General features: G+C 63.5%; 25 protein-coding genes. 15 read left to right on the plus strand and 10 right to left on the minus strand.

The features are described 5' to 3' along the window. The first annotated feature begins 15 nt into the window (after window positions 1-15). The gene (locus CK219_RS13455) at window positions 16-369 is read left to right on the plus strand and encodes a DUF1304 domain-containing protein (protein WP_095767258.1); all 354 of its coding nucleotides are present in this window, start codon (window positions 16-18) and stop codon (window positions 367-369) included. 83 nt (window positions 370-452) lie between these two features. On the opposite strand, the gene CK219_RS13460 is transcribed toward CK219_RS13455, so the two are convergent. The 8 genes from CK219_RS13460 to CK219_RS13495 all read right to left on the minus strand — a co-directional run bounded on the left by CK219_RS13460 (window position 453) and on the right by CK219_RS13495 (window position 7,535). Then, window positions 453-881, minus strand: coding sequence for a hypothetical protein (locus CK219_RS13460; protein ID WP_095767259.1), 429 nt, complete (start codon window positions 879-881; stop codon window positions 453-455). A gap of 250 nt (window positions 882-1,131) precedes the next feature. Beyond that, window positions 1,132-2,160, minus strand: a complete 1,029-nt coding sequence (locus CK219_RS13465; protein ID WP_095767260.1) for a peptidoglycan -binding protein — start codon at window positions 2,158-2,160, stop codon at window positions 1,132-1,134. Window position 2,161: 1 nt separating this feature from the next. Next, window positions 2,162-3,184, minus strand: coding sequence for a MotA/TolQ/ExbB proton channel family protein (locus tag CK219_RS13470; RefSeq protein ID WP_095767261.1), 1,023 nt, complete (start codon window positions 3,182-3,184; stop codon window positions 2,162-2,164). Between the two features lie 111 nt (window positions 3,185-3,295). Continuing rightward, on the minus strand, window positions 3,296-3,988 hold the full coding sequence (locus tag CK219_RS13475) for a hemolysin III family protein (RefSeq protein ID WP_095767262.1): 693 nt from the start codon (window positions 3,986-3,988) through the stop codon (window positions 3,296-3,298). A 213-nt stretch (window positions 3,989-4,201) separates the two neighbouring features. Beyond that, window positions 4,202-5,002, minus strand: a complete 801-nt coding sequence (locus CK219_RS13480; protein ID WP_095767263.1) for an inositol monophosphatase family protein — start codon at window positions 5,000-5,002, stop codon at window positions 4,202-4,204. Between the two features lie 23 nt (window positions 5,003-5,025). Beyond that, window positions 5,026-5,592 carry an elongation factor P gene (efp, locus tag CK219_RS13485; protein WP_095767538.1) on the minus strand — a complete coding sequence of 189 codons (567 nt, stop codon included), beginning with the start codon at window positions 5,590-5,592 and terminating at the stop codon, window positions 5,026-5,028. A 130-nt stretch (window positions 5,593-5,722) separates the two neighbouring features. Further along, on the minus strand, window positions 5,723-6,886 hold the full coding sequence (locus tag CK219_RS13490; protein WP_245340472.1) for a tetratricopeptide repeat protein: 1,164 nt from the start codon (window positions 6,884-6,886) through the stop codon (window positions 5,723-5,725). Between the two features lies 1 nt (window position 6,887). Continuing rightward, window positions 6,888-7,535, minus strand: a complete 648-nt coding sequence (locus tag CK219_RS13495) for a thiamine phosphate synthase (protein ID WP_095767264.1) — start codon at window positions 7,533-7,535, stop codon at window positions 6,888-6,890. Between the two features lie 234 nt (window positions 7,536-7,769). On the opposite strand from CK219_RS13495, the gene CK219_RS13500 reads away from it, so the two are divergent. After that, window positions 7,770-8,540, plus strand: a complete 771-nt coding sequence (locus CK219_RS13500) for a sulfite exporter TauE/SafE family protein (protein ID WP_095767265.1) — start codon at window positions 7,770-7,772, stop codon at window positions 8,538-8,540. Between the two features lie 160 nt (window positions 8,541-8,700). Here the strand turns inward: CK219_RS13500 and CK219_RS13505 are convergent, their stop codons facing one another. Further along, window positions 8,701-9,252, minus strand: a complete 552-nt coding sequence (locus CK219_RS13505) for a DUF2269 family protein (RefSeq protein ID WP_095767266.1) — start codon at window positions 9,250-9,252, stop codon at window positions 8,701-8,703. A gap of 555 nt (window positions 9,253-9,807) precedes the next feature. On the opposite strand from CK219_RS13505, the gene CK219_RS13510 reads away from it, so the two are divergent. The 8 genes from CK219_RS13510 to CK219_RS13545 all read left to right on the plus strand — a co-directional run bounded on the left by CK219_RS13510 (window position 9,808) and on the right by CK219_RS13545 (window position 16,408). Then, the gene (locus tag CK219_RS13510) at window positions 9,808-10,338 is read left to right on the plus strand and encodes a DUF1465 family protein (protein ID WP_095767267.1); all 531 of its coding nucleotides are present in this window, start codon (window positions 9,808-9,810) and stop codon (window positions 10,336-10,338) included. A gap of 288 nt (window positions 10,339-10,626) precedes the next feature. Continuing rightward, window positions 10,627-11,691 (plus strand): glycosyltransferase family 2 protein, encoded by a 1,065-nt coding sequence (locus CK219_RS13515; protein ID WP_095767268.1) that lies wholly within the window; start codon window positions 10,627-10,629, stop codon window positions 11,689-11,691. A gap of 103 nt (window positions 11,692-11,794) precedes the next feature. Then, window positions 11,795-12,304, plus strand: a complete 510-nt coding sequence (ruvC, locus tag CK219_RS13520; RefSeq protein ID WP_095767269.1) for a crossover junction endodeoxyribonuclease RuvC — start codon at window positions 11,795-11,797, stop codon at window positions 12,302-12,304. A gap of 10 nt (window positions 12,305-12,314) precedes the next feature. Further along, complete coding sequence (gene ruvA, locus CK219_RS13525) at window positions 12,315-12,935, plus strand: Holliday junction branch migration protein RuvA (protein ID WP_095767270.1); 621 nt, start codon at window positions 12,315-12,317, stop codon at window positions 12,933-12,935. A gap of 239 nt (window positions 12,936-13,174) precedes the next feature. Continuing rightward, window positions 13,175-14,002 (plus strand): RNA ligase, encoded by an 828-nt coding sequence (locus CK219_RS13530; RefSeq protein ID WP_176477010.1) that lies wholly within the window; start codon window positions 13,175-13,177, stop codon window positions 14,000-14,002. After that, on the plus strand, window positions 13,954-14,295 hold the full coding sequence (locus tag CK219_RS13535) for a hypothetical protein (RefSeq protein ID WP_141245340.1): 342 nt from the start codon (window positions 13,954-13,956) through the stop codon (window positions 14,293-14,295). Before CK219_RS13530 ends, CK219_RS13535 begins: the two co-directional genes overlap by 49 nt. Window positions 14,296-14,340: 45 nt before the next feature. Beyond that, on the plus strand, window positions 14,341-15,372 hold the full coding sequence (gene ruvB, locus CK219_RS13540; RefSeq protein WP_095767273.1) for a Holliday junction branch migration DNA helicase RuvB: 1,032 nt from the start codon (window positions 14,341-14,343) through the stop codon (window positions 15,370-15,372). A 133-nt stretch (window positions 15,373-15,505) separates the two neighbouring features. Next, window positions 15,506-16,408 carry a metallophosphoesterase gene (locus tag CK219_RS13545; protein ID WP_095767274.1) on the plus strand — a complete coding sequence of 301 codons (903 nt, stop codon included), beginning with the start codon at window positions 15,506-15,508 and terminating at the stop codon, window positions 16,406-16,408. A gap of 24 nt (window positions 16,409-16,432) precedes the next feature. Here the strand turns inward: CK219_RS13545 and CK219_RS13550 are convergent, their stop codons facing one another. Then, on the minus strand, window positions 16,433-17,683 hold the full coding sequence (locus CK219_RS13550; protein WP_095767275.1) for a cellulase family glycosylhydrolase: 1,251 nt from the start codon (window positions 17,681-17,683) through the stop codon (window positions 16,433-16,435). Between the two features lie 131 nt (window positions 17,684-17,814). On the opposite strand from CK219_RS13550, the gene ybgC reads away from it, so the two are divergent. The 5 genes from ybgC to tolB all read left to right on the plus strand — a co-directional run bounded on the left by ybgC (window position 17,815) and on the right by tolB (window position 22,299). Continuing rightward, window positions 17,815-18,288: a tol-pal system-associated acyl-CoA thioesterase gene (gene ybgC / locus CK219_RS13555; protein WP_095767276.1), complete on the plus strand. Its 474-nt coding sequence runs from the start codon at window positions 17,815-17,817 to the stop codon at window positions 18,286-18,288. Window positions 18,289-18,594: 306 nt separating this feature from the next. Further along, window positions 18,595-19,305 carry a protein TolQ gene (tolQ, locus tag CK219_RS13560; protein WP_095767277.1) on the plus strand — a complete coding sequence of 237 codons (711 nt, stop codon included), beginning with the start codon at window positions 18,595-18,597 and terminating at the stop codon, window positions 19,303-19,305. A 15-nt stretch (window positions 19,306-19,320) separates the two neighbouring features. After that, window positions 19,321-19,776: a protein TolR gene (gene tolR, locus CK219_RS13565; RefSeq protein WP_095767278.1), complete on the plus strand. Its 456-nt coding sequence runs from the start codon at window positions 19,321-19,323 to the stop codon at window positions 19,774-19,776. A gap of 7 nt (window positions 19,777-19,783) precedes the next feature. Beyond that, entirely contained in the window at window positions 19,784-20,938 is a 1,155-nt protein-coding gene (locus CK219_RS13570; RefSeq protein ID WP_095767279.1) for a TonB family protein, read from the plus strand. A gap of 68 nt (window positions 20,939-21,006) precedes the next feature. After that, window positions 21,007-22,299 (plus strand): Tol-Pal system beta propeller repeat protein TolB, encoded by a 1,293-nt coding sequence (gene tolB, locus CK219_RS13575; protein ID WP_224528395.1) that lies wholly within the window; start codon window positions 21,007-21,009, stop codon window positions 22,297-22,299.

The following is a 22,299-nucleotide window of genomic DNA, read 5'->3' on the forward strand; positions in this document are numbered from 1 at the left end:
AGGACGGAGGGGACAATGGTCGGCGATATCCTGGTCGGGCTGGTGGCGCTGATCCACTGCTATATCGTCTATCTGGAGATGGTGCTGTGGGATACGCCGCGCGGCCGCAAGGCGTTCAGGCTGACGCCGGAATTCGCCAGCGCCTCGAAGGTGCTTGCCGCCAACCAAGGCCTCTATAACGGCTTTCTCGCCGCGGGCCTGATCTGGGGTCTCTATCTCGGCGCCGGCGGGCTCCAGATCAAGATGTTCTTCCTGCTCTGCGTCGCCATCGCCGGCCTCTACGGCGCGGCGACCGTCAGCCGCAAGATCCTGTTCATCCAGACAGCGCCGGCGGCGCTCGCCATCATCGCGCTTTGGCTCGGTCTGTAATCGAAGCAGGCGCGATCGAAAAAGGGCGCCCTCGGGGCCAGGTCCCGCGGGCGCCAGGTCGTCCCTTCCTCTGCGCAAATGCTCTAGCCGTTCGGGTAATTCCCGCCGTCGGAACCGTCGCCCATCATGATGCCGCTGCCGGTGTCGTTCATCAGTCTCTGGTCGACATTGTCGAGCCTGCGCAGCAGCTCATGGTATTGCGCGGACGGTATCCTGCCGTGATCCGAAGCCGCGACATGTTCCGCGGCCTGGCTGATATGCGCGGCGCGCATATGCAGGTGCTGTGCTTCCGAGGCCGAGATGCTGTTCATTTCGCGGGCGTCGGTGATGCCCTGGTTCACGCCCTGGATCTGCTCGATCAGGCTTGTCACGCGTGGTCCGGTCATAACGGTCGGATCGGGCGTGTCCAGGGCGCCGCCCCTGTGATGTTCGGCCGCATAGGCGCCGGCGAGCGGAGCCGCGATCAGAACCGCAGCGAGGGTTGCAGTCTTGAGAGATGTTGAAACGCGCATGGCGGCGCATCCTCCTACCAGGAAGAGAGCGGCCGCGCCGCTTCGTCTTCCGACCTTACGGGCCGTCCGGTTCCGTCGCGTCGCGATGCGAGGCATCGCCGGCGGACCCCGGCCCTGCGCCGCAAGTTAGGTGCGTCGATTTGCGATGTGTAATTAAAAAAAGATAATGTTTTCGGCGCTTGTCGCGGCGACTTGGTGCTCTAAGTATTCAGCCAACGAACAACTTCCCGTGACTTGGCGTGATAATAGCTCACCGTTCGGTGAGCTTCAGTTCAATGCGGCGGTTCTTGCTGCGCGCCTCATCAGTGTCGGCGGGATCAAGCGGCTGGAACTCGCCGAAGCCGGCGGCCACCAGCCGGTTGGCCGGCACGCCGTTCTCGATCAGGAACTTCACCACCGAGGTGGCGCGGGCGGTCGACAATTCCCAATTGTCGCGATAACGGCCGGTGCCGGACAGCGGCTTGTTGTCGGTATGGCCGTCGACGCGCAGCACCCAGCTGATCTCGGGCGGGATTTCCTTCTGCAATTCGATGATGGCGTCGGCGAGCTTCTTCATCTCGACCTTGCCGGCGTCGTTGATCACGTCGGAGCCGGTCGGGAACAGCACCTCCGACTGGAAGACGAAGCGGTCGCCGACGATACGGATGTTCTCGCGGTCGGCGAGGATCTCGCGTAGCCGGCCGAAGAAGTCGGAACGGTAGCGGTTGAGCTCCTGCACGCGCTGCGCCAGCGCGACATTCAGGCGGCGGCCGAGATCGGCGATCTTGGTGTTGGAGTCGCGGTCGCGCTGCTCGGAGACATTGAGCGCGTCTTCCAGCGCGCCGATCTGCTTGCGCAGCGCCGCGATCTGCTGGTTGAGGATCTCGACCTGGCTCAGCGCCTGCTGGCTGATCTGGCGCTGGTTGCTGAGCTCGCCGGAAAGCTGGTCCGCCCGTTTGTTGGCCGCGTCGCCGGCGCCCGCGCCCTGCGCCAGCAATTGTTCGAGACGGCTCTTTTCGGCTTGCGCGGCCGACAGCGATGCCTGGAGATTGGCGAGCGTATCTTCCTTGTCCTGGCTGTTCGTGCGCTCCAGCGCCAGCAACTGAGTCAGCTCGTTGATCTGCGAGTTGAGGCGGTTCAGCACCGTGTCCTTGCCGGAGATCTCGCGGCTGAGCAGGAACTGCGCCAGCACGAAGACCGTAAGCAGGAACATGATCGCCAGCAGCAGCGTCGACAAAGCGTCGACGAAACCCGGCCAATAGTCGATGCGGCGGTCGGCGCGCCGTCTTGCCAGCGCCACGTCAGTGGACCCCTTGCTTCTTCAGCGCGTCGGCGATCTTTTCCAGCGTGTTGCGCATGGCCTTCTGCTCGTCGGACTGGGCTTCGACCCAGTCGCGCATGATCTGCTGCTCGGAGCGCATGTTCTTCACCAGCCCCGAGATGCCGTCGGCAAGATTGGCCATGGCGGTGGCGACGCGCGGATTGGAGCCGCCGCCATTCTCCTGCAGGCTGCGCAGCCGCTCCGACAAGAGCCGGATGTCCTCGGAGGACTCGGCTGCTTTCGACGTCTCGGACACAACTATGTCCGACGACAGATCGGTGACCGAAGACAGCCAGTTCTCAAGCTCGGTGTAGAAGCGGGTCTGGGCGCGGCCGGCCTGCAGGTCGAGGAAGCCGAGCACCAGCGAGCCGGAAAGGCCGAACAGCGAGGACGAGAACGCGGTGCCCATGCCGGCGAGCGGCGCCGACAGGCCTTGCTTGAGCGCGTCGAGCACGGCGGCAGCATCGCCGGTGCCCGGGTCCAGCGCCTCGATCGTCTCGCGGATCGAGGCTATGGTGTTGAGCAGGCCCCAGAAGGTACCGAGCAGGCCGAGGAACACAAGCAGCCCAACCAGATAGCGCGAGGTGTCGCGGCTCTCGTCGAGCCGGGTGGCGATGGAGTCCAGCATGGTGCGCATCGACGAGGTCGAAAACGCGATCGTCGACGAGCGGCCGATCATCGCCTTCATCGGCGCCAAAAGTACTGGCTCGGTGGTTTCGGAGCCGGCGCGGAAGGAATTGACCCAGCGCACCTCGCGAAACAGCCGCCCGACCTGGGCGAAGGCAAGCAGGATGCCGACCGCGAGCACGCCGACGATCAATCCGTTGAGGCCCGGATTGCTGGAGAAGGCGGTCGAGATCTGGCGGGTGAGGATGGCGGCGATGAAAGCGACGATGATCAGGAAGATCACCATGGTGAGCAGGAAGACCTGCGGGCTCGACAGCTTATGCGGATCATAGACCAGGACGTCCGATCGCCTGCCGAAGGATCTGAGAAAAGCCATCCGTGCCCCGTTTCCGATGCCACCGCCGCAGAATTGCCGCGACTCTAAACGGAATTGTGACCAAATTGAATGGTGCTTGGCAATATGGCCCGATAGGCCCGGGCCACAGGCCTAGAACCGGTTGACGACCAGGCAGTCTACCATGGCGGCCAGATGGAGGCCGGCGCCGGTGACGACGAAGCCGTGCCAGACGGCATTGTGAAAGCGCAGGCCCTTCCAGGCGAAGAAGACGACGCCGCAGGAATAGACGATGCCGCCGGCGACAAGCAGCGCGACCGAGGTCGTCGGCAGCGTCTCGACCAGCGGTCCGGCCAGCACGACGCCGCTCCAGCCGATGGCGAGATAGAAGACGATCGCCAACCGGTCGTACCGGCCGGGCAAGAACATCTTGATGGCGATGCCGGCCGCTGCCGCGCTCCACACGATGACGATCATGGGCAGCGCCAGCGGCGAGTTGTCGAGTTGGGCGAGGAAGGGCGTGTAGGTCGCGGCGATCAGGAGATAGATCGCGGCATGGTCGAAGCGGCGCAGGATCCATTTCGCCGGCCACGAGACCGGCCACAGATTATAGGCCAGCGAAACCGAGAGCACGGTGAGCAGCGACACCACGTAGAACACCGCGGCGACATATTCGCCCGGGCCGGAGTGGAAGGCGGCCAGGGCCAGGAAAGTCGAGCCGGCGGCGATCGCCAGCACGATGCCCACCGCATGAACGATGCCGTCGGCGATCATTTCGGCCCGCGAATAGTGCCAGCGCCCGACAAAGGGGATCTCAAGCTTTGTATCTGGATGCGCGTCGTTCATGAATGATCCTGCAACGCCTAATCTGGGCAGTCGCGGACCAGTATTTCAAGCTTCGGTTGCGGTTTTGCGACCAAAGCCGCGCGTCCTTTCGACGCAAAGAACGCCTTAAAGCGCGTCGCGCTGGACCGGATTCAGGCGACGCGCTTTAAGTCTTTGTCTTGATGCATGTCGTTGTCCCAGAACCGCTGCACACATCTGGGCGACATGCATTAGTCAGCGAGCAGCCAATGGCTTCTTCACGGTTTTCAGCAACGCGCGCTGGATGAGCTCGTTACCGGCGACGACCTCGCCGCTGTCCAGCATGTCCTGTCCGCCATCCATGTCGGAGACGAAACCGCCGGCTTCGCGCACCAGAAGAATGCCGGCAGCGACGTCCCAGGACGACAGGCCGGTTTCCCAGAAACCATCCATGCGTCCGGCCGCGACATAGGCAAGGTCGAGCGCCGCCGAGCCCAGGCGGCGGACGCCGGAGACTTCGGCCATGACGTTGCGCAGCTCGATCAGGAAATTGCCGTGCTGGCCGCGGCCGAGATGCGGCACGCCGCAGCCGATCACCGCGTCGGTCAGCTTGGAGCGGCCGGCAACACGCAACCGCCGGTCGTTCATGAAGGCGCCGCCGCCGCGCTCGGCCGTGTAGAGCTCGTCCATCGCCGGATTGTAGACGACACCGGCGACGATCTGGCCCTGGCGCTCGAGCGCGATCGACACCGAGAAGAGCGGAATGCCGTGCAGGAAGTTGGTGGTGCCGTCGAGCGGATCGACGAGCCAGCGGTGCTGAGCGTCCTCGCCTTCGACGGCGCCGCGCTCCTCCATCAGGAAGGCATAGCCCGGCCGCGCCTTGGAAAGCTCGGCGAAGACGATCTCTTCGGCCTTGCGGTCGGCCTGGCTGACATAGTCGCCCGGGCCCTTCATCGAGACCTGCAGGTTCTGCACCTCGCCGAAGTCGCGCGACAACGAGCGGCCGGCCTTCATCGCGGCCTGGACCATGACGTTGAGGAGAGCGGAACGCGCCATTTTTTCTTCCTGCTTTCTTGCCGTTAATCCGCGCGGCGCACGTAGGTGATTTCGTTGGTGTCGACGATGATGCGCTCGCCGGCCGAGATGAAGGGCGGCACCAGCACGCGGATGCCGTTCTCCAGCACCGCCGGCTTGTAGGAGGAGGCGGCCGTCTGGCCCCGCACCACCGGGTCGGCCTCGGTGATGGCCAGCGTCACCTGGTCGGGCAGCGAAATGCCGATCGGCCGCTCCTCGTAAAGCTGCACCGTCACCATCATGCCGTCCTGCAGGAAGGCGGCGCGCTCGCCGACGAAGTCTTTCGCCAGTTCGAGCTGCTCGTAACTTTCTGTATCCATGAAGACCAGCGCGTCGCCCTGCTCGTAGAGGAACGAAAAATCCTTCAGGTCGAGCCGGATCTGCTCAACGGTCTCGGCCGAGCGGAAGCGCTCGTTGAGCTTGGTGCCGTTGATCAGGTTCTTCAGCTCGACCTGATTGTAGGCGCCGCCCTTGCCCGGCTTGACGGTGTTGGTCTTGACCGCCACCCAAAGCCCGCCATCATGCTCGATGACATAGCCGGGACGAATTTCGTTGCCACTGATCTTGGCCATGATGAACTGATCCGGAATGAGATTTTTCTGGCGCGGGTCGCGCTTTGGCGCCTCCAAGAACACAAATTGCCCGGGGAGGCAAGGGAGGGAGCCCAAGGCGGTCCGGACATGCTGTCCGTGACGCCATGCGTCAAGGCAGACGATTTGCCTTCTGCAGCGCCTGCTTGGTCTGATCGTCGTCGAGGCCCTGCAGGAAATCGTCCATCTGCGGATCGATCAGCCCGGCGCGGCGGGCGACGATGTACCAGGCGCCGGCAAGGATCAGATCCGGATCGGTGCCGATGCCGCCCATATAAAGCTTGGCGAGACGGTTCTGGGCGGCGACGTTGCCGCCTTGCGCCGCCCGTTTCATCCAGGCAAAGCCCGATTTCAGGTCGCGCCCGCCGCCGCGTCCCTCGATCATCCAGGCGGCGAGGTCGATCTGCGCGGTGTCGTAGTTCTGTCTCGCGGCCTGTGCCAGGAGAAGACGCGCCTGGGCGTCGTCATGCGGCTTGCCGCCGACGCCATTGGCGTAGAGCTGCGCCAGCGCATATTGCGCATCGGCAAGTCCGGTGGCGGCGGCGCGTTCGTAATAGGCGGCGGCCTTCACAAGGCCGTCGTCGCCGGGATCCTGCTGGACGAGCAACTGGGCGAAGTTGAACTGGGCAAGCCGGTTGCCGGCCTCGGCCGCGGCCTGCATCAGCGCGAAAGCGGCCTTTTCATCCTTCTTCACATAACGGCCGTCCAGCAGCGCCAGCGCGTATTGGAACTGAGCCTCCGGCACGCCCTGTTCGGCGGCCAGCGCATACCATTTCGCGGCCTCGGCCGGATTGAGCGGCACACCCAGCCCGCGCGACAGGATTTCGGCCACGAGCGTCTCGGCCGCCGGATCGCCGTTCTTGGCGCGCTCCATGGCGAGGTTGTAGGCGGTCTTGTAAAGCCCGCGCTGGAAGGCGCCGTAGGCGGCGTCCGGCTGCTTGGCACCGAAGCGGTCGGGATTGACGGCATCGGCCGATGGCGGCGTCATGGTTGCCGGTTGCGGCAAGGCGTTTTGGATCGGCTTATCGATATGCGCGCCGGTGCCGAACCTGTTCGGATCCGGCGCGCCGGCGTCCGGCGCGGCTGTGTCCAGTTTGCCCTTATCCGGCGTGCCAGTATCTGGCGTGCTTATATCCGGCTTGGTTGCGTCGGATGCGCTCTTGTCCGGTGCGCTCGTCTCCGGCCGCGGCTGCGGCAGCGGGACGGTCTCAGCCGCCATCGCGGCCTGCGCAAACAAGCCGGCCAGAACCGTCAGGCAAAGGCCACGCAGGCGCATGTCAGTCCTCGAAACGCGGCGCGGTTTCATCGAGCAACGCGTTGGCGGCGGCGATCGCGGCGCGCGGATCGCGTCCGTCGGCAAAGACGGCGCTGGACAGCGCGACGAACTCGGCGCCGGTCGCGGCCACCGTCTCGACGGAGGCAAGCTCGGAGCCGGCCATGACGATGCAGGGGATCGAAATCATCTCCGCCCACCATTCGCCCAGCGCGAGGTTGCGGTGGTGCGGCTCCGGCTTGTTGTCATAGCCGAAACGGCCGAAGAACATATAGTCGGGCCGCTCCTCGCCGAGCCCCAGCGCCTCGTCGCGCGTCTTGGCGCCGCCGGCGCCGACCATCATCTTGCCGGCCACGCGCTCGATCGTCTCGGCGAGTTCGGCGGGCTTCACTTCGACATGGATGCCGTCGGCCTGGACGCGCCCGGCGATGCGGCTGTCGCCGGCGATGATGACGGCGACGCCGGCACTTTGAGCGATCGGCACTATCCTTTCGGCGAAGGCCTGGAAGGAGGCATCGTCCATGCCGTTGTCGGGCAGAATCAACGAGGCGACGTCGCCACCGTCGAACGCCGCGCAGATTTGCTCCGCCGGCACGAGCGGCGGCGCGATCAACACGATGCGGCAGCGGTTGGGAGGAGTTGCTTCGTTCATTGGCCTTCGATCCCGGTTTCGCCTATGCCGGGCGAAGATGGTTGCATTGCGGCATAGAGCAAAGGGAGCGGCTTGAACAGTCGGCTATACGGCGGATGAGGACTGGTCCGGTCGAACATCGTCGCACACGTCGATATCGGGCTGGCAATAGCGGATGCCGGCATTAATGACTATCCCGGCGGCGCCGTTCTGCGCTATGGCTGAATTCCCGCCCTCTCCAACCTTCCTTTGCCGATGTCAGGCCTGCTCAGCGACCCGTGGTTCTATGCTGCCGCCATTCCGGCGGTGATCCTTGTCGGCCTATCGAAAGGCGGCTTCGGCGGCGCCGTCGGTTTCGTCGGCGTGCCGTTGATGGCTCTGACCATCCCGCCGGTTCAGGCGGCCGCCATCCTGCTGCCGATCCTGTGCCTGATGGACGTGGTTTCAGTGTGGACCTGGTGGGGCGTCTACGACCGCAGGATGCTGGTTGACATGATGCCCGGCGCCGTCATCGGCATCGGGCTCGGCTGGCTGACTGCGGCGTTGGTCACAGAGGAGATGGTGCGGCTGATCGTCGGCGCCGTCGCGCTGGTGTTCGTGCTGCGCTGGATCTACCTGCAGTTCCGTCACGGCGCCGATCATGTGGCGGAACCGAACCGCATTGCCGCCGCTTTCTGGGGCGCTGTCGCCGGCTTCACCAGCTTCGTCGCCCATGTCGGCGGCCCGCCCTTCCAGGTCTATGCGCTGCCGATACGGCTCGATCCGAAAGTGCTGTCGGGAACGGCGGCAATCTTCTTTGCCGCCACCAATGCGCTGAAGCTCATCCCCTATTTCGCGCTCGGCCAGTTCGACACCGCCAATCTCACCGCTTCGGCGGTGCTGATGCCGCTGGCGCCGCTGTCGACCATCGCCGGTGCGTGGCTGGTGCGCCGCATGCGGCCGGAGATCTTCTATCCGTTCACCTACGCCACCGTCGCGGTGGTCGCCGTCAAGCTGCTGTGGGACGGCATTGCCGGCCTGATGTGAGGCGCGTCGATATTCAGGTGAGGCCGGCCTGCAAATGGCGATTTCCTGCGCTTCCGGTGCTCACGTACTTAAAGTACGCTCCGCTCCGGTTCTCGGAAATCACCACTTTCGACTCGGCCTGACCTGAATCTCAACGCGCCTTCGGGCGAGCGCCTTAATGTCACGCGGCGCTCGGCACCATCTGGCGGCTGCCGCCGAAGGCGAGCGCGGCGCCCAGCGCGACCACCATCGCCATGCCGGCAAGAATGCCGACGTCGTGCAGAGTGGGCTTCAGCACCATGTCGGCGATGATCACCAGCATCACCGCATAATCGAGGCGCGCCCAGTTCATCATGCGCTGGCCGATGGAGAGGGCGGCCGGCGTCACGCCCTGCTCGGCGATCATGGCGCCCATGCGCTCGCCGGTCGGCTTGAAGATCAGTATGCCGATCGAGAAGGTCGTGGCATAGCCGACGAGGCCGATGACGATCCACAGGTCGGCAAAGCCGACCCAGAAGCCGCACATGATGAGGCCAAAGACCAGCGTCAGCATCGACATCGGCGCGAAGAACCGGCCGCCGAGCTGTCCGCTGGCGCGTATAGCCAGCAGCTTGTCCTCGATGTTGCCGGCGCGCTCGGCCAGCACGCCGAGCAGGAACAGCACGAAGCCGCCGCCGACCCACAAAATAGCCGAGACGACGTGAAGGAATTTGACGATCGAATACCAATCCATGGTTTGCTCCGGATGTCCTGCCTGATTTCAAGCGGCGCGGATTTGCGCGCCGCCTTTGTGGAGCGGCCTTTTGCGTGGCGCGTGTTTCGGAACGATGCCGCGGCAGCAGCAAACATGTTACGGCCGCCACGATCGGCGCCCGAAATCCGGTGCTCGGACGATCCCGGGCAGCGAATCCGCTGTCCTGTTCCGGTACAGGAGCGCGCGTTCGCTTAAAAAATCAGCGCCGCGTTAAGGGTTCATTAAGCTTTACAGGCGTTTACTACACCCATCCAGTTTTGCTGGATTCTTACCGAGTGGTTGGAGCCACTTTGTTTGACGCCTCCCTGTTAAACTCCTGAGAGCCGCCTTATCCGCGGCTCTTTTTTTATCCGCGGCCGGCTGGCTGATGCCATCCGCTTGCGGATGGCCGGAACCGGCCCGGCGTTAACCGTTTGTTAAACATGCGCTTGCCTTCATTGGCGTCGAAGCGCATTTTCAAGCCTCAGTCATTTAGGGTGCGGGCCGCGTCGGCAAGGATGCCGAATCGGCTTGCGGCAGTGCAGGGGCGTATCGATGAACGAGCCTTCGAAGGGCAGCGCGAAAACCATAAAACTGGCGGAGCGCCGGGTTTTCTCTCAATCCTTCAAGCCGCTTTACCAGGAAGGCATGGGGCTGGTCGAACAGGCCGCCGAATATCTCGATGGCAAGGGCAGGCTCGAAGCCAAGAAATTGTCGCGCACGGCAGCGACGCTCTATGCGGCCGAATCGATGCGGCTGACTACAAGGCTTATGCAGGTCGCCTCCTGGCTGCTTTTGCAGCGGGCGGCGAATTCCGGCGAGATGACGCGCGACCAAGTGGCTTCGGAGAAATCCAAGGTGCGTCTCGACACCGCGTCCGCGCATGACGAGGCGCTTGGCTGGAACGAGCTGCCCAAGGATTTTCTGGACCTCGTGACGCGCTCGCTGCGCCTGCAGTCGCTGGTGCGGCGCATGGACGAGGAAATCTATGGCGGCGTCATCAGCGAGACGCACGCGCCCAGCCGGCGTGCCAACCCGGTGTCCGACCAGATCAGCCTTTTGAATACGGCGTTCGCGCGCGGCTGAAACCGCGTTTGCAAAAAAAACGATAGCGGTAGCGGCATATCCTTGATTGGGCGGTAATTTGGCCGTGGCTTTGGCTGCAGTTCAACGCTTGCGACTCCGGCCGCTCGTCGAACCTGCGGCAGCCATCGCCGTATTGAAGGCCATGCCGGCCTTCGCGGGAAAGATCACACTTGCCTTGAAGCGATAGGCCCCTAGTTGGAGCCGTTCGCCGCAGCCGGGTCGACCCGAGCCGGTTCTGCAAGAAAACCACCGTCACTGTGACCAAAGCAGATTGCGAGGCTTGATCCCGTGCATTCGCCATTGGACCGCATCCCGGTATCGATCATCATCCCCAACTACAATTACGAACAGTTTCTAGGACGCGCCATCGACAGCGCGTTGGAGCAGGACCACCGAAATGTCGAGGTCGTGGTCGTCGACGACGCATCGACGGATGCATCGGTGGCCGTGATCGAATCCTACGGCGACAAAATCCGTCCGTGCCTCAGGCGCAGGAATGGCGGACATGCGGCTGCGTTCAATACTGGGTTCGAGGCGAGCACCGGAGAGATCGTCCTTTTCCTCGACGCCGACGACTATCTCTATCCGAACGCCGTTTCAGAGGTGTTGGACGAGTGGGATGCGGATGTCGCCCAGGCGCAATTCAGATTGCATCTCGTTGATGAGGACCAGCATATCAAGGATGTCTTTCCACCACCGGAACAGCCGTTCGATTCAGGCGACGTCGTGCCGGAATTGCTGCGCAAGGGGCGGTACCGTACGACGGTGACAAGCGGGCTGGCGTTCGACCGCGAGGCGCTGGAAACGATAATGCCGATGCCTGAAAGCGATTTCCGGCAAGGCGCCGACGGCTATCTCGCAACGCTGGCGCCGCTGCACGGAGAGGTGAAATCCATCGATACCTGCCTTGGCGCCTACCGCATCCACGGCTCCAATCATTCGGTCTTTGCCGAAAAGCTTGCCGAGCGGGCGCGTTGGCGGGTGCAGCATGACTTCAGGCGCCTCGAGGCCTTGTCCGGCCGGGCGGCCGAGATCGGCTTGACCGTGCCGCCGGATGCCAGCCTTCGCGATCCGGTGCATCTGGAAGAGCGGCTGGCTTCGCTCTGCGTCGACGAGCCCCAGCATCCGGTCGCCACCGACTCCCGGCTGGGACTGGCAAAAGCGGGCGCCGCCGCTAGCCTGGAAATGGACGCATCCTGGCGGCGGCGGGCAGCTCTGGCGGCCTGGTTCCTTTGCATCGGAATCCTGCCGCGGCGCATGGGCAATGCAGTCCTGGCGTGGAAGCTGGTCGCATCGTCCAGGCCGGCATTTCTCACGCGGCTGTCGAAAACCATCCGCCGCGTGACGAATTAGGCATCTCGCTGTTTTATGAAACAGCGTATCGCCGAGATTGCAATTGTTTCCGGTTTGTTCACATTTTGCTGACATCGCTTGCCGCCACGGCTAGACTTGGCGCATGGGGGAAGCGATTCGCATCATCGGCATCGATCCGGGCCTGAGGCGCACCGGCTGGGGTATTATCGACAGCGTGGGCAATTCGCTGCGCTTCATCGCATCCGGCACGGTGCGGTCCGACGACAAGGAGTCGCTGGCGACAAGACTCTGCCAGCTGCATGACGGCTTGGCCGAGGTGCTGCACCAGGCCATGCCGCATGAGGCGGCGGTCGAGCAGACTTTCGTCAACAAGGATGCGACGGCGACGCTGAAGCTCGGCCAGGCGCGCGGCATCGCCATGCTGGTGCCGGCGCGCGCCGGGCTGGTGGTGGCCGAGTATGCGCCCAATGCGGTCAAGAAGGCGGTTATCGGCGTCGGCCACGGCGAGAAGAAGCAGATCCACATGATGGTGAAGGTGCTGATGCCAAAGGCTGTCTTCGACACCGACGACGCCGCCGACGCTCTGGCCATCGCCATCTGCCATGCGCATCACCGCCCGAGCACAGCCTACCGCATGGCCGCGCTGGCGTGAGGGGACAATCATGATCGGCAAGCTGAAAGGCACGCTGGACGAGATCGACGAAGATAGCTGCGTCATCGACGTGCATGGCGTCGGCTACGTCGTCCATTGCTCGGTGCGGACGCTGGCCGCGCTGCCCTCGCCCGGCGAGGCGGTGGTGCTGTTCATCGAGACCTATGTGCGCGAGGACATGATCCGGCTCTATGGCTTCCAGAGCGGGCTGGAGCGCGAGTGGTTCCGCCTTCTGATGAACAATGTGCAGGGCGTCGGCGCCAAGGTGGCGCTGGCCATCCTGTCGACGCTGGCGCCGGCCGACCTCGCCAACGCGATCGCGCTGCGCGACATTGCCATGGTTTCCAGAGCGCCAGGCGTCGGCAAGAAGGTGGCGGAACGCATCGTCACCGAACTGCGCACCAAAGCGCCAGCCTATGCGGGCGCGGCCACCGGTACGATCGGGCTCAAGCAGGAGCTTGGCGAAGGTGTCGCGGCCGCACCGATCACCGATGCGGTCTCGGCGCTCGTCAATCTCGGCTATTCGCGCGACATCGCGGCGAACGCGGTTGCCGCGGCGCTGAAATCAGCCGGCGAGGGGGCCGACGCTTCGAAGTTGATCCGCTTCGGCCTGAAGGAACTGGCGCGGTAAGTCTGTGAAACTCAGCGCCCGGATTGACTTCCAGAATAGTTTGATTTCTTAAGTGCGCTTCTTTTTGCATGAGTAATCGACATGTGCCTTTTTGCGATCAATATCGAAGTGAACTCAGGATCGGCCGCGGCCGAGTCCGAACGTCGCGCGCGCTTGCGGCATTGTCGAAGATAGCTTCACACAGCAATCCACTCGTCAGGCCGCTTCATCGGGAGCGGCCTTTTTATTTGGAGCGAGCAATGTTCCCGGTAATCGAAACCGTAGCCGATGTTCTGCCGCACATTCAGGGGAACATCGGTTTCTTTCTGACCCGCTTCGATGACTATGACGTTATCGACTATGGATTTGTGGGCGACGATACGTTCCGCAGCCCGATGGCGCTTGAATGCCGTGGCTTGAAGTTTGACAAGGACGGGCGACTCATTGCCCGGCCGTTTCACAAATTCTTCAACCTTGGGGAGAGGCAGCGTCCGGAAGACATCGACTGGACAGTACCTCATGTCGTTTTGTCGAAGCTCGATGGCTCGATGGTTCACCCCTGCGTCGTTCGCGGTGAACTCGTGTTCATGACCCGAATGGGCGTCACGGCGCAATCGAGCGCCGCGTTGAAGCATGCCGACGAGGACATTCGCAGCCTCTCGAAATGGGCCGTCGAAGCAGGCATCACGGCGCTGTTCGAGTTCACGTCGCCCGAAAACAGGGTCGTCATCGCCTATGATCAGCCGTCGCTGACGCTGCTGGCCGCTCGTGACAACCGGACCGGGCGCTACTCAACCCATCAGGAGCTTCAATCGCTGGCCGATCAATTCGACGTGCCGCTGATCCCGTCGCTTCAGATGACGACTCCGACAAGGGATTTCGTTACGATTGCCCGAAGCGAAGAGGGCATCGAAGGCTATGTCATTGCGATGACGGTCATAGACTCAAACTCAAGACCGCATTCTATGCTTTACGGCACAAGGCGCTGTCTGGTCTTGCTTATGAAAAAAATATCCTTGCATGGGTGGCGGAAGGTGCTGTGGACGATGTGGTTCCGCTCCTTGCAGCCGACCTTGCCGAAGAGTTGAAAGCCTATCAGTTTGTGGTGGTCAGCGGGCTCAACAGGCAGGTCGCCAATCTTGCAGCGTTCGTCGCGGAGTACTCTGGCCGGGAGCGGAAGGAATTCGCGGCGGCTGTCAGCTCCAATCTCGATAAGAGACTCCAGGGAGCCGCTTTTGCCATGTTCGATGGAAAAGACGGCAGCGAAGTGCTTAGGAAACAACTACTGTGGGCCAGCTACGGTGAGTCGCGGCTCGAGAGCATTCGCGATCTCTACGGGATGTCATGGAAGTCTCCTGCCGTGACCATCGAAGTCGGTTGACTGAAAGCGTTTGGCAATGCTCTGATTCAGGACGAGGATGGATTTGTGAACGACCGCCTCATTGCTCCCGACAAGCGCGGCGAGGATACCGACCAGACGCTGCGGCCGCAGTCGCTCGACGAGTTCGTCGGCCAGGCGGCGGTGCGCGCCAATCTCAAGGTCTTCGTCGATGCCGCCAAGAGCCGCGGCGAGGCGCTCGACCATGTGCTGTTCGTCGGGCCGCCGGGGCTCGGCAAGACGACGCTGGCGCAGATCATGGCGCGCGAGCTCGGCGTCAATTTCCGCTCGACCTCGGGTCCGGTTATCGCCAAGGCCGGCGATCTCGCCGCGCTGCTCACCAATCTCGAGGAGCGCGACGTCCTTTTCATCGACGAGATCCATCGCCTCAACCCGGCGGTCGAGGAAATCCTCTATCCGGCAATGGAGGATTTCCAGCTTGATCTCATCATCGGCGAGGGGCCGGCGGCGCGCTCGGTCAAGATCGACCTTGCCCGTTTCACGCTGGTCGCGGCAACGACGAGGCTCGGCCTGCTGACCAATCCGCTGCGCGACCGTTTCGGCATTCCGGTCCGGCTCAATTTCTACACGGTCGAGGAGCTGGAGCAGATCGTGCGCCGCGGCGCCCGTATCCTGTCGATGCCGCTCGGCGACGACGGCGCGGTGGAGATCGCGCGCCGCGCGCGCGGCACGCCGCGCATTGCCGGCCGGCTGCTGCGCCGGGTGCGCGATTTTGCTTCAGTGGCCGGGGACGGTCATGTCGACAGGAGGATCGCCGACGAGGCGCTGACCAGGCTGGAGGTCGATGCGCTCGGCCTCGACGCGCTCGATCGCCGCTATCTGTCGATGATCGCGCGCAATTTCGGCGGCGGGCCGGTCGGCATCGAGACAATCGCGGCCGGACTCTCCGAGCCGCGCGACGCGATCGAGGATATCATCGAGCCTTACCTGATCCAGCAGGGCTTCATCCAGCGCACGCCGCGCGGTCGCGTGCTGACCGCCAACGCCTGGCGCCATCTGGGCCTCGACCCGCCGAAGGACATCGCCCAGCAGCAGATCAGCCTGTTTCAGGAAGAGTAACGCAGATTTGTTCGCCGTTTCGGCGGCGCAATGGTCCATCTGCGCAGAATCTGCGCGCCTCGGCCCGACTGAGGGCGCAATTGCATCCTTTAAGATAGGCTATCTGACGCAGTCCTAGGGCTTGGGGCGACCTATGATCACCAGACGCGCTTTCCTGCGCCTTGTCGGCGGCTCGGCCTTCGCCATGGTGTCGCTCAGCGCCTATGCGGTCGGCATCGAGCCGATGCTGCTCACCCATGTGAAGCGCTACACATTGACGCCGCCGCACTGGCCGGCCGGGCTCAAGCTGCGCGTCGTCGCGCTTGCCGATATCCACTCTTGCCGGCCCTGGATGACGCCGGAACGGATCGCAGCGCTTGCCGAGGAGGCCAACGCGTTGCAGCCGGATCTGATCGTGCTGCTCGGTGACTATACCGCCGGGACAAAGCTGGTGACGGGCCGGGTGCGGGTGGAGGAGTGGGCCGAGGCATTGTCGGGGCTGAAGGCGCCGCTCGGCGTGCTGTCGATCCTCGGCAATCACGACTGGTGGACCGATTTCTTCGCCCAGCGAGCGGAAGCCGGCCCGACCCAGTCGCGCAAGGCGCTCGAGCATGTCGGCATCCCGGTGCTGGAAAACGACGTCGTGCGGCTGGAAAAGGACGGGCATGGCTTCTGGATCGCCGGGCTAGCCGATCAACTCGCGCTGCTGCCGAACAAGGCCAAGGGACGCGACGGTTTCCAGGGCTTCGACGATCTCCCGGGCACCTTGGCCAAGATCCAGGGGAGCGAGCCGATCATCCTGCTTGCACATGAACCGGACATCTTTCCAAAGGTGCCCTCGCGGGTATCGCTCACCTTGTCCGGCCACACGCATGGCGGACAGGTGCGGCTGTTTGGTTATTCGCCGGTCGTGCCTTCGGACTATGGCAATCGCTTCGCCTACGGCCATGTCGTGGAGAATGACCGCAACCTGATCGTGTCGGGCGGGCTGGGCTTCAGCATTCTGCCGGTTCGTCTCGGGGTGCGGCCGGAGATCCTGCAGATCGATCTGGGCTGAGGCGTGTCGCCCCGGCCCACCGCCTCAGCGCAGCGACCTGATCACGTCCATCACGTCCGGTTCCGCCTTCTCGCCGTCGAACGCATCGACGATGCCGAAGGCGCCGCCATAGCTCCACAGCGACCAGGAAAAGCCATGCGCCTCGGCGCGGGCGATCATGTCGCGCACATAGGCTGCGCGATATGCGGCCGGCATGACGAAGCTGTTGCCGTATTCCTTGCGGATCATGCCGAATTCACCGAGCGTGATGTCCTGCGGCTTGATCCCGTTGGCCTTCGCCCAGGCGTCGACCGCCGCGAACGGTGAATCCATCACGCCAAGCAGCTTTTCGGAGCTGTCCATCGTCGCCACCTGCTCGTCGAGATAGCTAAGCAGGCCGCTTCGCCGCGCCCAGGGCGCCTCGGCCCTGATCCGGTCGCGGATCGCGTCCAGCGCCATGTCGAGTTGCGCCTTCGGGACAGCCGTCAACGGATAGGGCAGGCCGGTTACGTAGGGGATGAAGTCGCCGGCCCAGCTTGCGCCCTGATGCGTCAAAAGGAACGGGTCGTAGGAATGGAAGGTCCAGATGATGTTGTCATCGGCGATCGTCTTGGGGTCGATCCTGGCCAGCGACTCCGCGTTCGAATAGCAGCCGCCGCTCAGCACCAGCGTGAGCCTGGTAGCGGAGGCGCGCGCGGCGGCGAACAGCTGCTTCTGGCGATCGGGCCAAAGGTTGGTGCCGTTCGCCTCACAATCGGCCAGCGGCTCGTTCATCAGTTCCAGCGCGACAAGCTTCGGATCCTCCTTGGCCAGCGTCCGCGCCATCTTGCGCACCAGCTCGGCATAGGCATCGAAGACGGCCGAGTCGTGCATCACCTCGCTCATGCCGATCTTGCGGTTGCCGCCGGCGGGGATCAGATGCAGGTCGACGATCACCTTCAGGCCGGCACGGTTGATCATGCGCGCGGAGGCCAGCACGCTGGCATAGAGGTCGTCGCGAAGGGCCGTGGTGCGGTCCGAAAAAAAGGGCGAGGGATCGACCGGCATGCGCAGGAAATCGAGACCGGCGCTCTTGAGCGCCTTGAGGTCGTCCTCCTTAAGGAACTTACGCCATTCCGGGTAAGGCAGGATTGCCTGGCGCTCGCCCCATGTGTCCTCGACCGGCCAGGTGACCCACTGGTCGAGATTGAGGCCGCGCTTCATCGAGAAGGTCGCCGCTGCGGCGGGCAACGCCAATGGGCCAAGCGCAAGCAGCGCCGCCATCAAGGTCTTGATCATCGTGTCCAACAATGCCATCCCGTTCCCGCGCGAAAACAGTGCGTATCGCCCAAAAGTGTGCAGCGGTTTTTGGGACAACGACACGCACAGAAAAATGCCTAAAGTCTGAGGGCTTTAGGTGCCTGTTCGGGCCTGAAAAGGAAAGCGCGATGGACGATCATGGTGAATCGGCGGCGCTCGGCGCCGGGCTTTCCGGCGCGCTGACGGACTTCGGCCATCGGCTGATGGCGAGGGTCTATTATGCCGACACGGATTTCTCCGGCGTCGTCTACCATGCGCGCTATCTCGAATTCCTCGAACGCGGGCGCTCCGACTATCTGAGACTGACCGGCGTCCACCACACCGAACTCCTGGACGGCAAGCATGGTGAGCGCATCGTCTGGGTGGTGCGGCGCATGGAGATCGACTTCCGTTCGCCGGCGCGTATGGACGATATCCTCACCATCGACACGCGCACCGACGATATTTCCGGCGCCCGCATCTTCATGGGCCAGCAATTGAAGCGTGGCGGCGATGTGCTGGTCGAGGCCAAGGTCGAAGCGGCGATCGTCGGCGAAAGCGGCCGGCCAAAGCGTTTCCCAAAGGAATGGATCGCGGCTTTCATGCCGAAGGCAAAAGCCTGAAGCTTCCACGCGAGGCCCATCTTGAAGGCTTCAACCGGACGGCTCCGGTTGCCGGCGGCCCCAGCCATGCGCGGCAATGCGCCGCGCCTGATCCCCTAACCCATCCTTAACCATAACGGTTCATGAAGGAATTGGCGAAGATTGGCGCAATCCGTGCGCCTTCCTTTCACCAATATTTGCCTCGAAAAGGCCGCGAAACGGTGCATTCGGGGCTATCCGCAAGCTTCTAGCTTCGCGCGATCGGACCAAAGGAATGCCCATGGGCCAGCCGCCAGCGATGCCCGGAAAATCTTAAGGACGTAAGTCATGGAAAATATCGCACTCGCCGAACCGGGCGCGCATCTGTCGCTCTGGGCCCTATTCATGCAGGCCGGCTGGGTGGTCAAGCTTGTCATGATCGGCCTGCTCTGCGCCTCGATCTGGACCTGGGCGATCATCATTGACAAGCTCGTCGCCTATAGCCGCATGCGGCTGGCGCTCAACCGCTTCGAGCAGGTGTTCTGGTCGGGCCAGTCGCTGGAGGATCTCTACCGCACGCTGGCCGATCGCAAGACCACCGGCATGGGCGCGATCTTCGTCGCCGCCATGCGCGAATGGAAGAAGAGTTTCGAAAAGGGCGCGAAATCGGCGCTGGCGCTGCAGACCCGCATCGACAAGGCGATGGACCTGGCGCTGACGCGCGAGATGGAGAAGCTGGAGGGTCGCCTCGGCTTCCTCGCCACCACCGGCTCGGCCGCACCGTTCATCGGACTGTTCGGCACCGTTATCGGCATCATGACGTCGTTCCAGGCGATCGCCGCCTCGAAGAACACCAGCCTTTCGGTGGTGGCGCCCGGTATCGCCGAGGCGCTGCTCGCCACCGCGATCGGCCTGCTCGCGGCCATTCCCGCGGTCATCGCCTACAACAAGCTGTCATCGGACGCGAACAAGATCGGCATGCGCATGGAAGGCTTCGCGGACGAGTTCTCCGCCATACTCTCGCGCCAAATCGATGAAAAAGTAGCGCAGAAGGGCTGAGGATCGATCATGGGGATGTCTGCTGCAGGCGCAAGTGGCTCGGGGCGAGGCGGACGCGGCCATAGGCGGCGCGGCCGTCACCATGCCCTGATGTCCGAAATCAACGTCACGCCGATGGTCGATGTGATGCTGGTGCTGTTGATCATCTTCATGGTCGCGGCGCCGCTGCTCACCGTCGGGGTTCCGATCGACCTGCCGGACACGCAGGCCAAGGCGATGAATGTCGACACGCAGCCGATCACCGTTTCGATTGACTCGACGGGCAAGATTTTCCTGCAGGAGACCGAGATCCCGATCGAGGAGCTGGTAGCCAAGCTGCAGGCGATCTCGAAGACCGGTTACGACGAACGCATCTTCATCCGCGGCGACAAGTCGACCGACTACGGCACGGCAATGAAGGTGATGGCCCGCATTTCGGCGGCCGGCTACAAGAATATCGGCCTGGTCTCGCTGCAGGAACAGGATCAGTAGACGCCAAATGCGGACCGGCCTCACCTCATCGGTGATCTTGCATACGGTGGCGCTGGCCTTCGGGCTGTTCACGCTGTCGTCGCCACCTGCAATGCCCGCGGCCGACGTGGAGTCGGTGGCGGTCGACATCGTGCCTATGGAAGCCGTGCCGCAGACGCTGCAAGGTGACAAGAAGTCGGTGATGCATGAAAAACCGGCGCCGCTGCCGACCAAGCGGCCGGATGTCGTGACCAATGCACAGAAGGTCGGCGAGAACACCGTCGATACCGACAAGCCGGTGACGGACGAAGCCAAGCCGAAGCCGGTCGAGAAGACGGCGGCGCCGCCGCCCGCGCCGACGCCGACCGAGAAGCCGGCGGTCGAGGACGTGCCGAAGCCGCAGGAAAAGCCGAAGCCGACCCCGGCGACGGAAGTTGCGCCGACGCCGACGCCGAAGGAAGAGGTCAAGCCCGAGCCGGTCAAGCAGACGGAGCCCAAGCCGACGCCGGCCAAGCAGCCGACACCGACGCCGCCGAAGGACACGACCGCCGCTATTTCGAAGGACGAGGTGAAGCCCGACGCCGTCGCCGAGGCGATCGCCCAGCAGCAACCCACCGACGAGGCCAAGCTTCCGGACTCCGCGCCTGCGCCGGAAGCGCGGCCGAAGCCGCAGCCGGCCCAGGCCGAAAGCGCCAAGGCGCCGGACCGCAAGGACGCCGACAAGCCGGTGAAGGAAGCGTCTTCCAAGCCGAAGTCGGACGACAAGCAGTTCAATGCCGATGAGATTTCCGCCCTGCTGGACAAGCAGAAGCCGTCCGGCGGCGGCGCGAAGCGCTCGACGCAGCAGGCTTCGCTGGGCGGCGAAAAGGACCAGGGCCAGAAGCTGTCGAAGTCGGAGGAAGGGGCCCTGCGCGATCAGCTTGCGGGTTGCTGGACCTTCCCGGCGGGCATGGAAGCCTCGGACGATCTCATCGCCGTGATCTCGTTCAACCTCGACGCCTCAGGCAAGCTGGACGGCCGACCTGTCGTCGAGAAATCGAGCGGAAACCGCCAGGTCGACGAAAGCGCGGTGCGCGCTATCCAGAAATGCAACATGGCCGGCCTGCAGGTTCCTCCCGGAAAACAGGACATCTGGGCGCAGATCAAGGTCACTTTCGATCCGAGGGAAATGCTTGGCCTCTGAGGCCTGCCCTCCGCACAATCAGCGAAGAGAAGCGAGAAGATATGAAATTCACCCTCAAGCCGCTCCTGATGGTCGCGACAATTGCACTGGGTTCTATCGTTGGCGCCGCCGCGCCGGCATGGGCTCTCGTCGAGATCAACGTCAACAAGGGCAATGTCGAACCGCTACCGATCGCCATCACGGATTTTCAGTCGAATGACGCGCTGGGCGCGCAGATCACCGAGATCGTAACCGCCGACCTGAAGCGCTCCGGCCTGTTCGCGCCGATCGACAAGAGCGCCTTCATCGAAAAGATTTCCGGCCCGGACGCCACGCCGCGCTTCGACGACTGGAAGGTGATCAACGCGCAGGCGCTGGTCACCGGCAGCGTCGGCAAGGAAGCCGACGGCCGCATCCGCGCCCAGTACCGGTTGTGGGATACGTTTGCGGGCCAGCAGATGGCGGGCGAGCAGTTCTTCGCCAACGACGCCAACACCAGGCGCGTCGCCCATATCATCGCCGACGCCATCTATGAGCGGATCACCGGCGAAAAGGGCTATTTCGACACGCGCGTGGTCTTCGTCGACGAGTCCGGCGCCAAGAACGCCCGCAAGAAGCGGCTGGCCATCATGGACCAGGACGGCGCCAATATACGCTACCTGTCGGACGGCCGCGCGATCGTTCTGACGCCGCGTTTTTCGCCGAACCGGCAGGAAATCACCTACATGTCCTATGAAAGCGGGCAGCCGAAGGTGTATCTGCTGCAGATCGAGACCGGACAGCGCGAGCTAGTGGGCAACTTCCCCGGCATGACCTTCGCACCGCGCTTCTCGCCCGACGGCCAGAAGGTGATCATGAGCCTGCTGCGCGACGACGGCAACTCCAACATCTTCGCCATGGATCTGAGGAGCCGCTCGACGACACGGCTCACCGATTCGACCGCGATCGACACTTCTCCCTCCTATTCGCCGGACGGCTCGCAGATCGTCTTCACCTCCGACCGCGGCGGCGGCAGCGGCCGTTCGCAGATCTATGTCATGGGCGCGGACGGCTCCAATCCGCACCGCATATCCTTCGGCGACGGCGTCTATTCGACGCCCGTCTGGTCGCCGCGCGGCGATCTCATCGCTTTCACCAAGCAGAGCGGCGGCGAGTTCCAGATCGGCGTCATGAAGACCGACGGCTCGGGCGAGCGCATCCTGTCCTCCGGCTTCCAGCAGGAGGGTCCGACCTGGGCGCCGAACGGCCGCGTGCTGATGTTCTTCCGCGACTCCGCCGGCGGCCCCAAGCTGGTCTCGGTCGATCTCACCGGCCGCAACGAGCAGCAGATTCCGACGGCGAACTATGCTTCGGACCCGGCTTGGTCGCCGTTGCTTGAGTGA

Source organism: Mesorhizobium sp. WSM4313 (assembly GCF_002294725.1).
Taxonomy (GTDB): Bacteria; Pseudomonadota; Alphaproteobacteria; order Rhizobiales; family Rhizobiaceae; genus Mesorhizobium.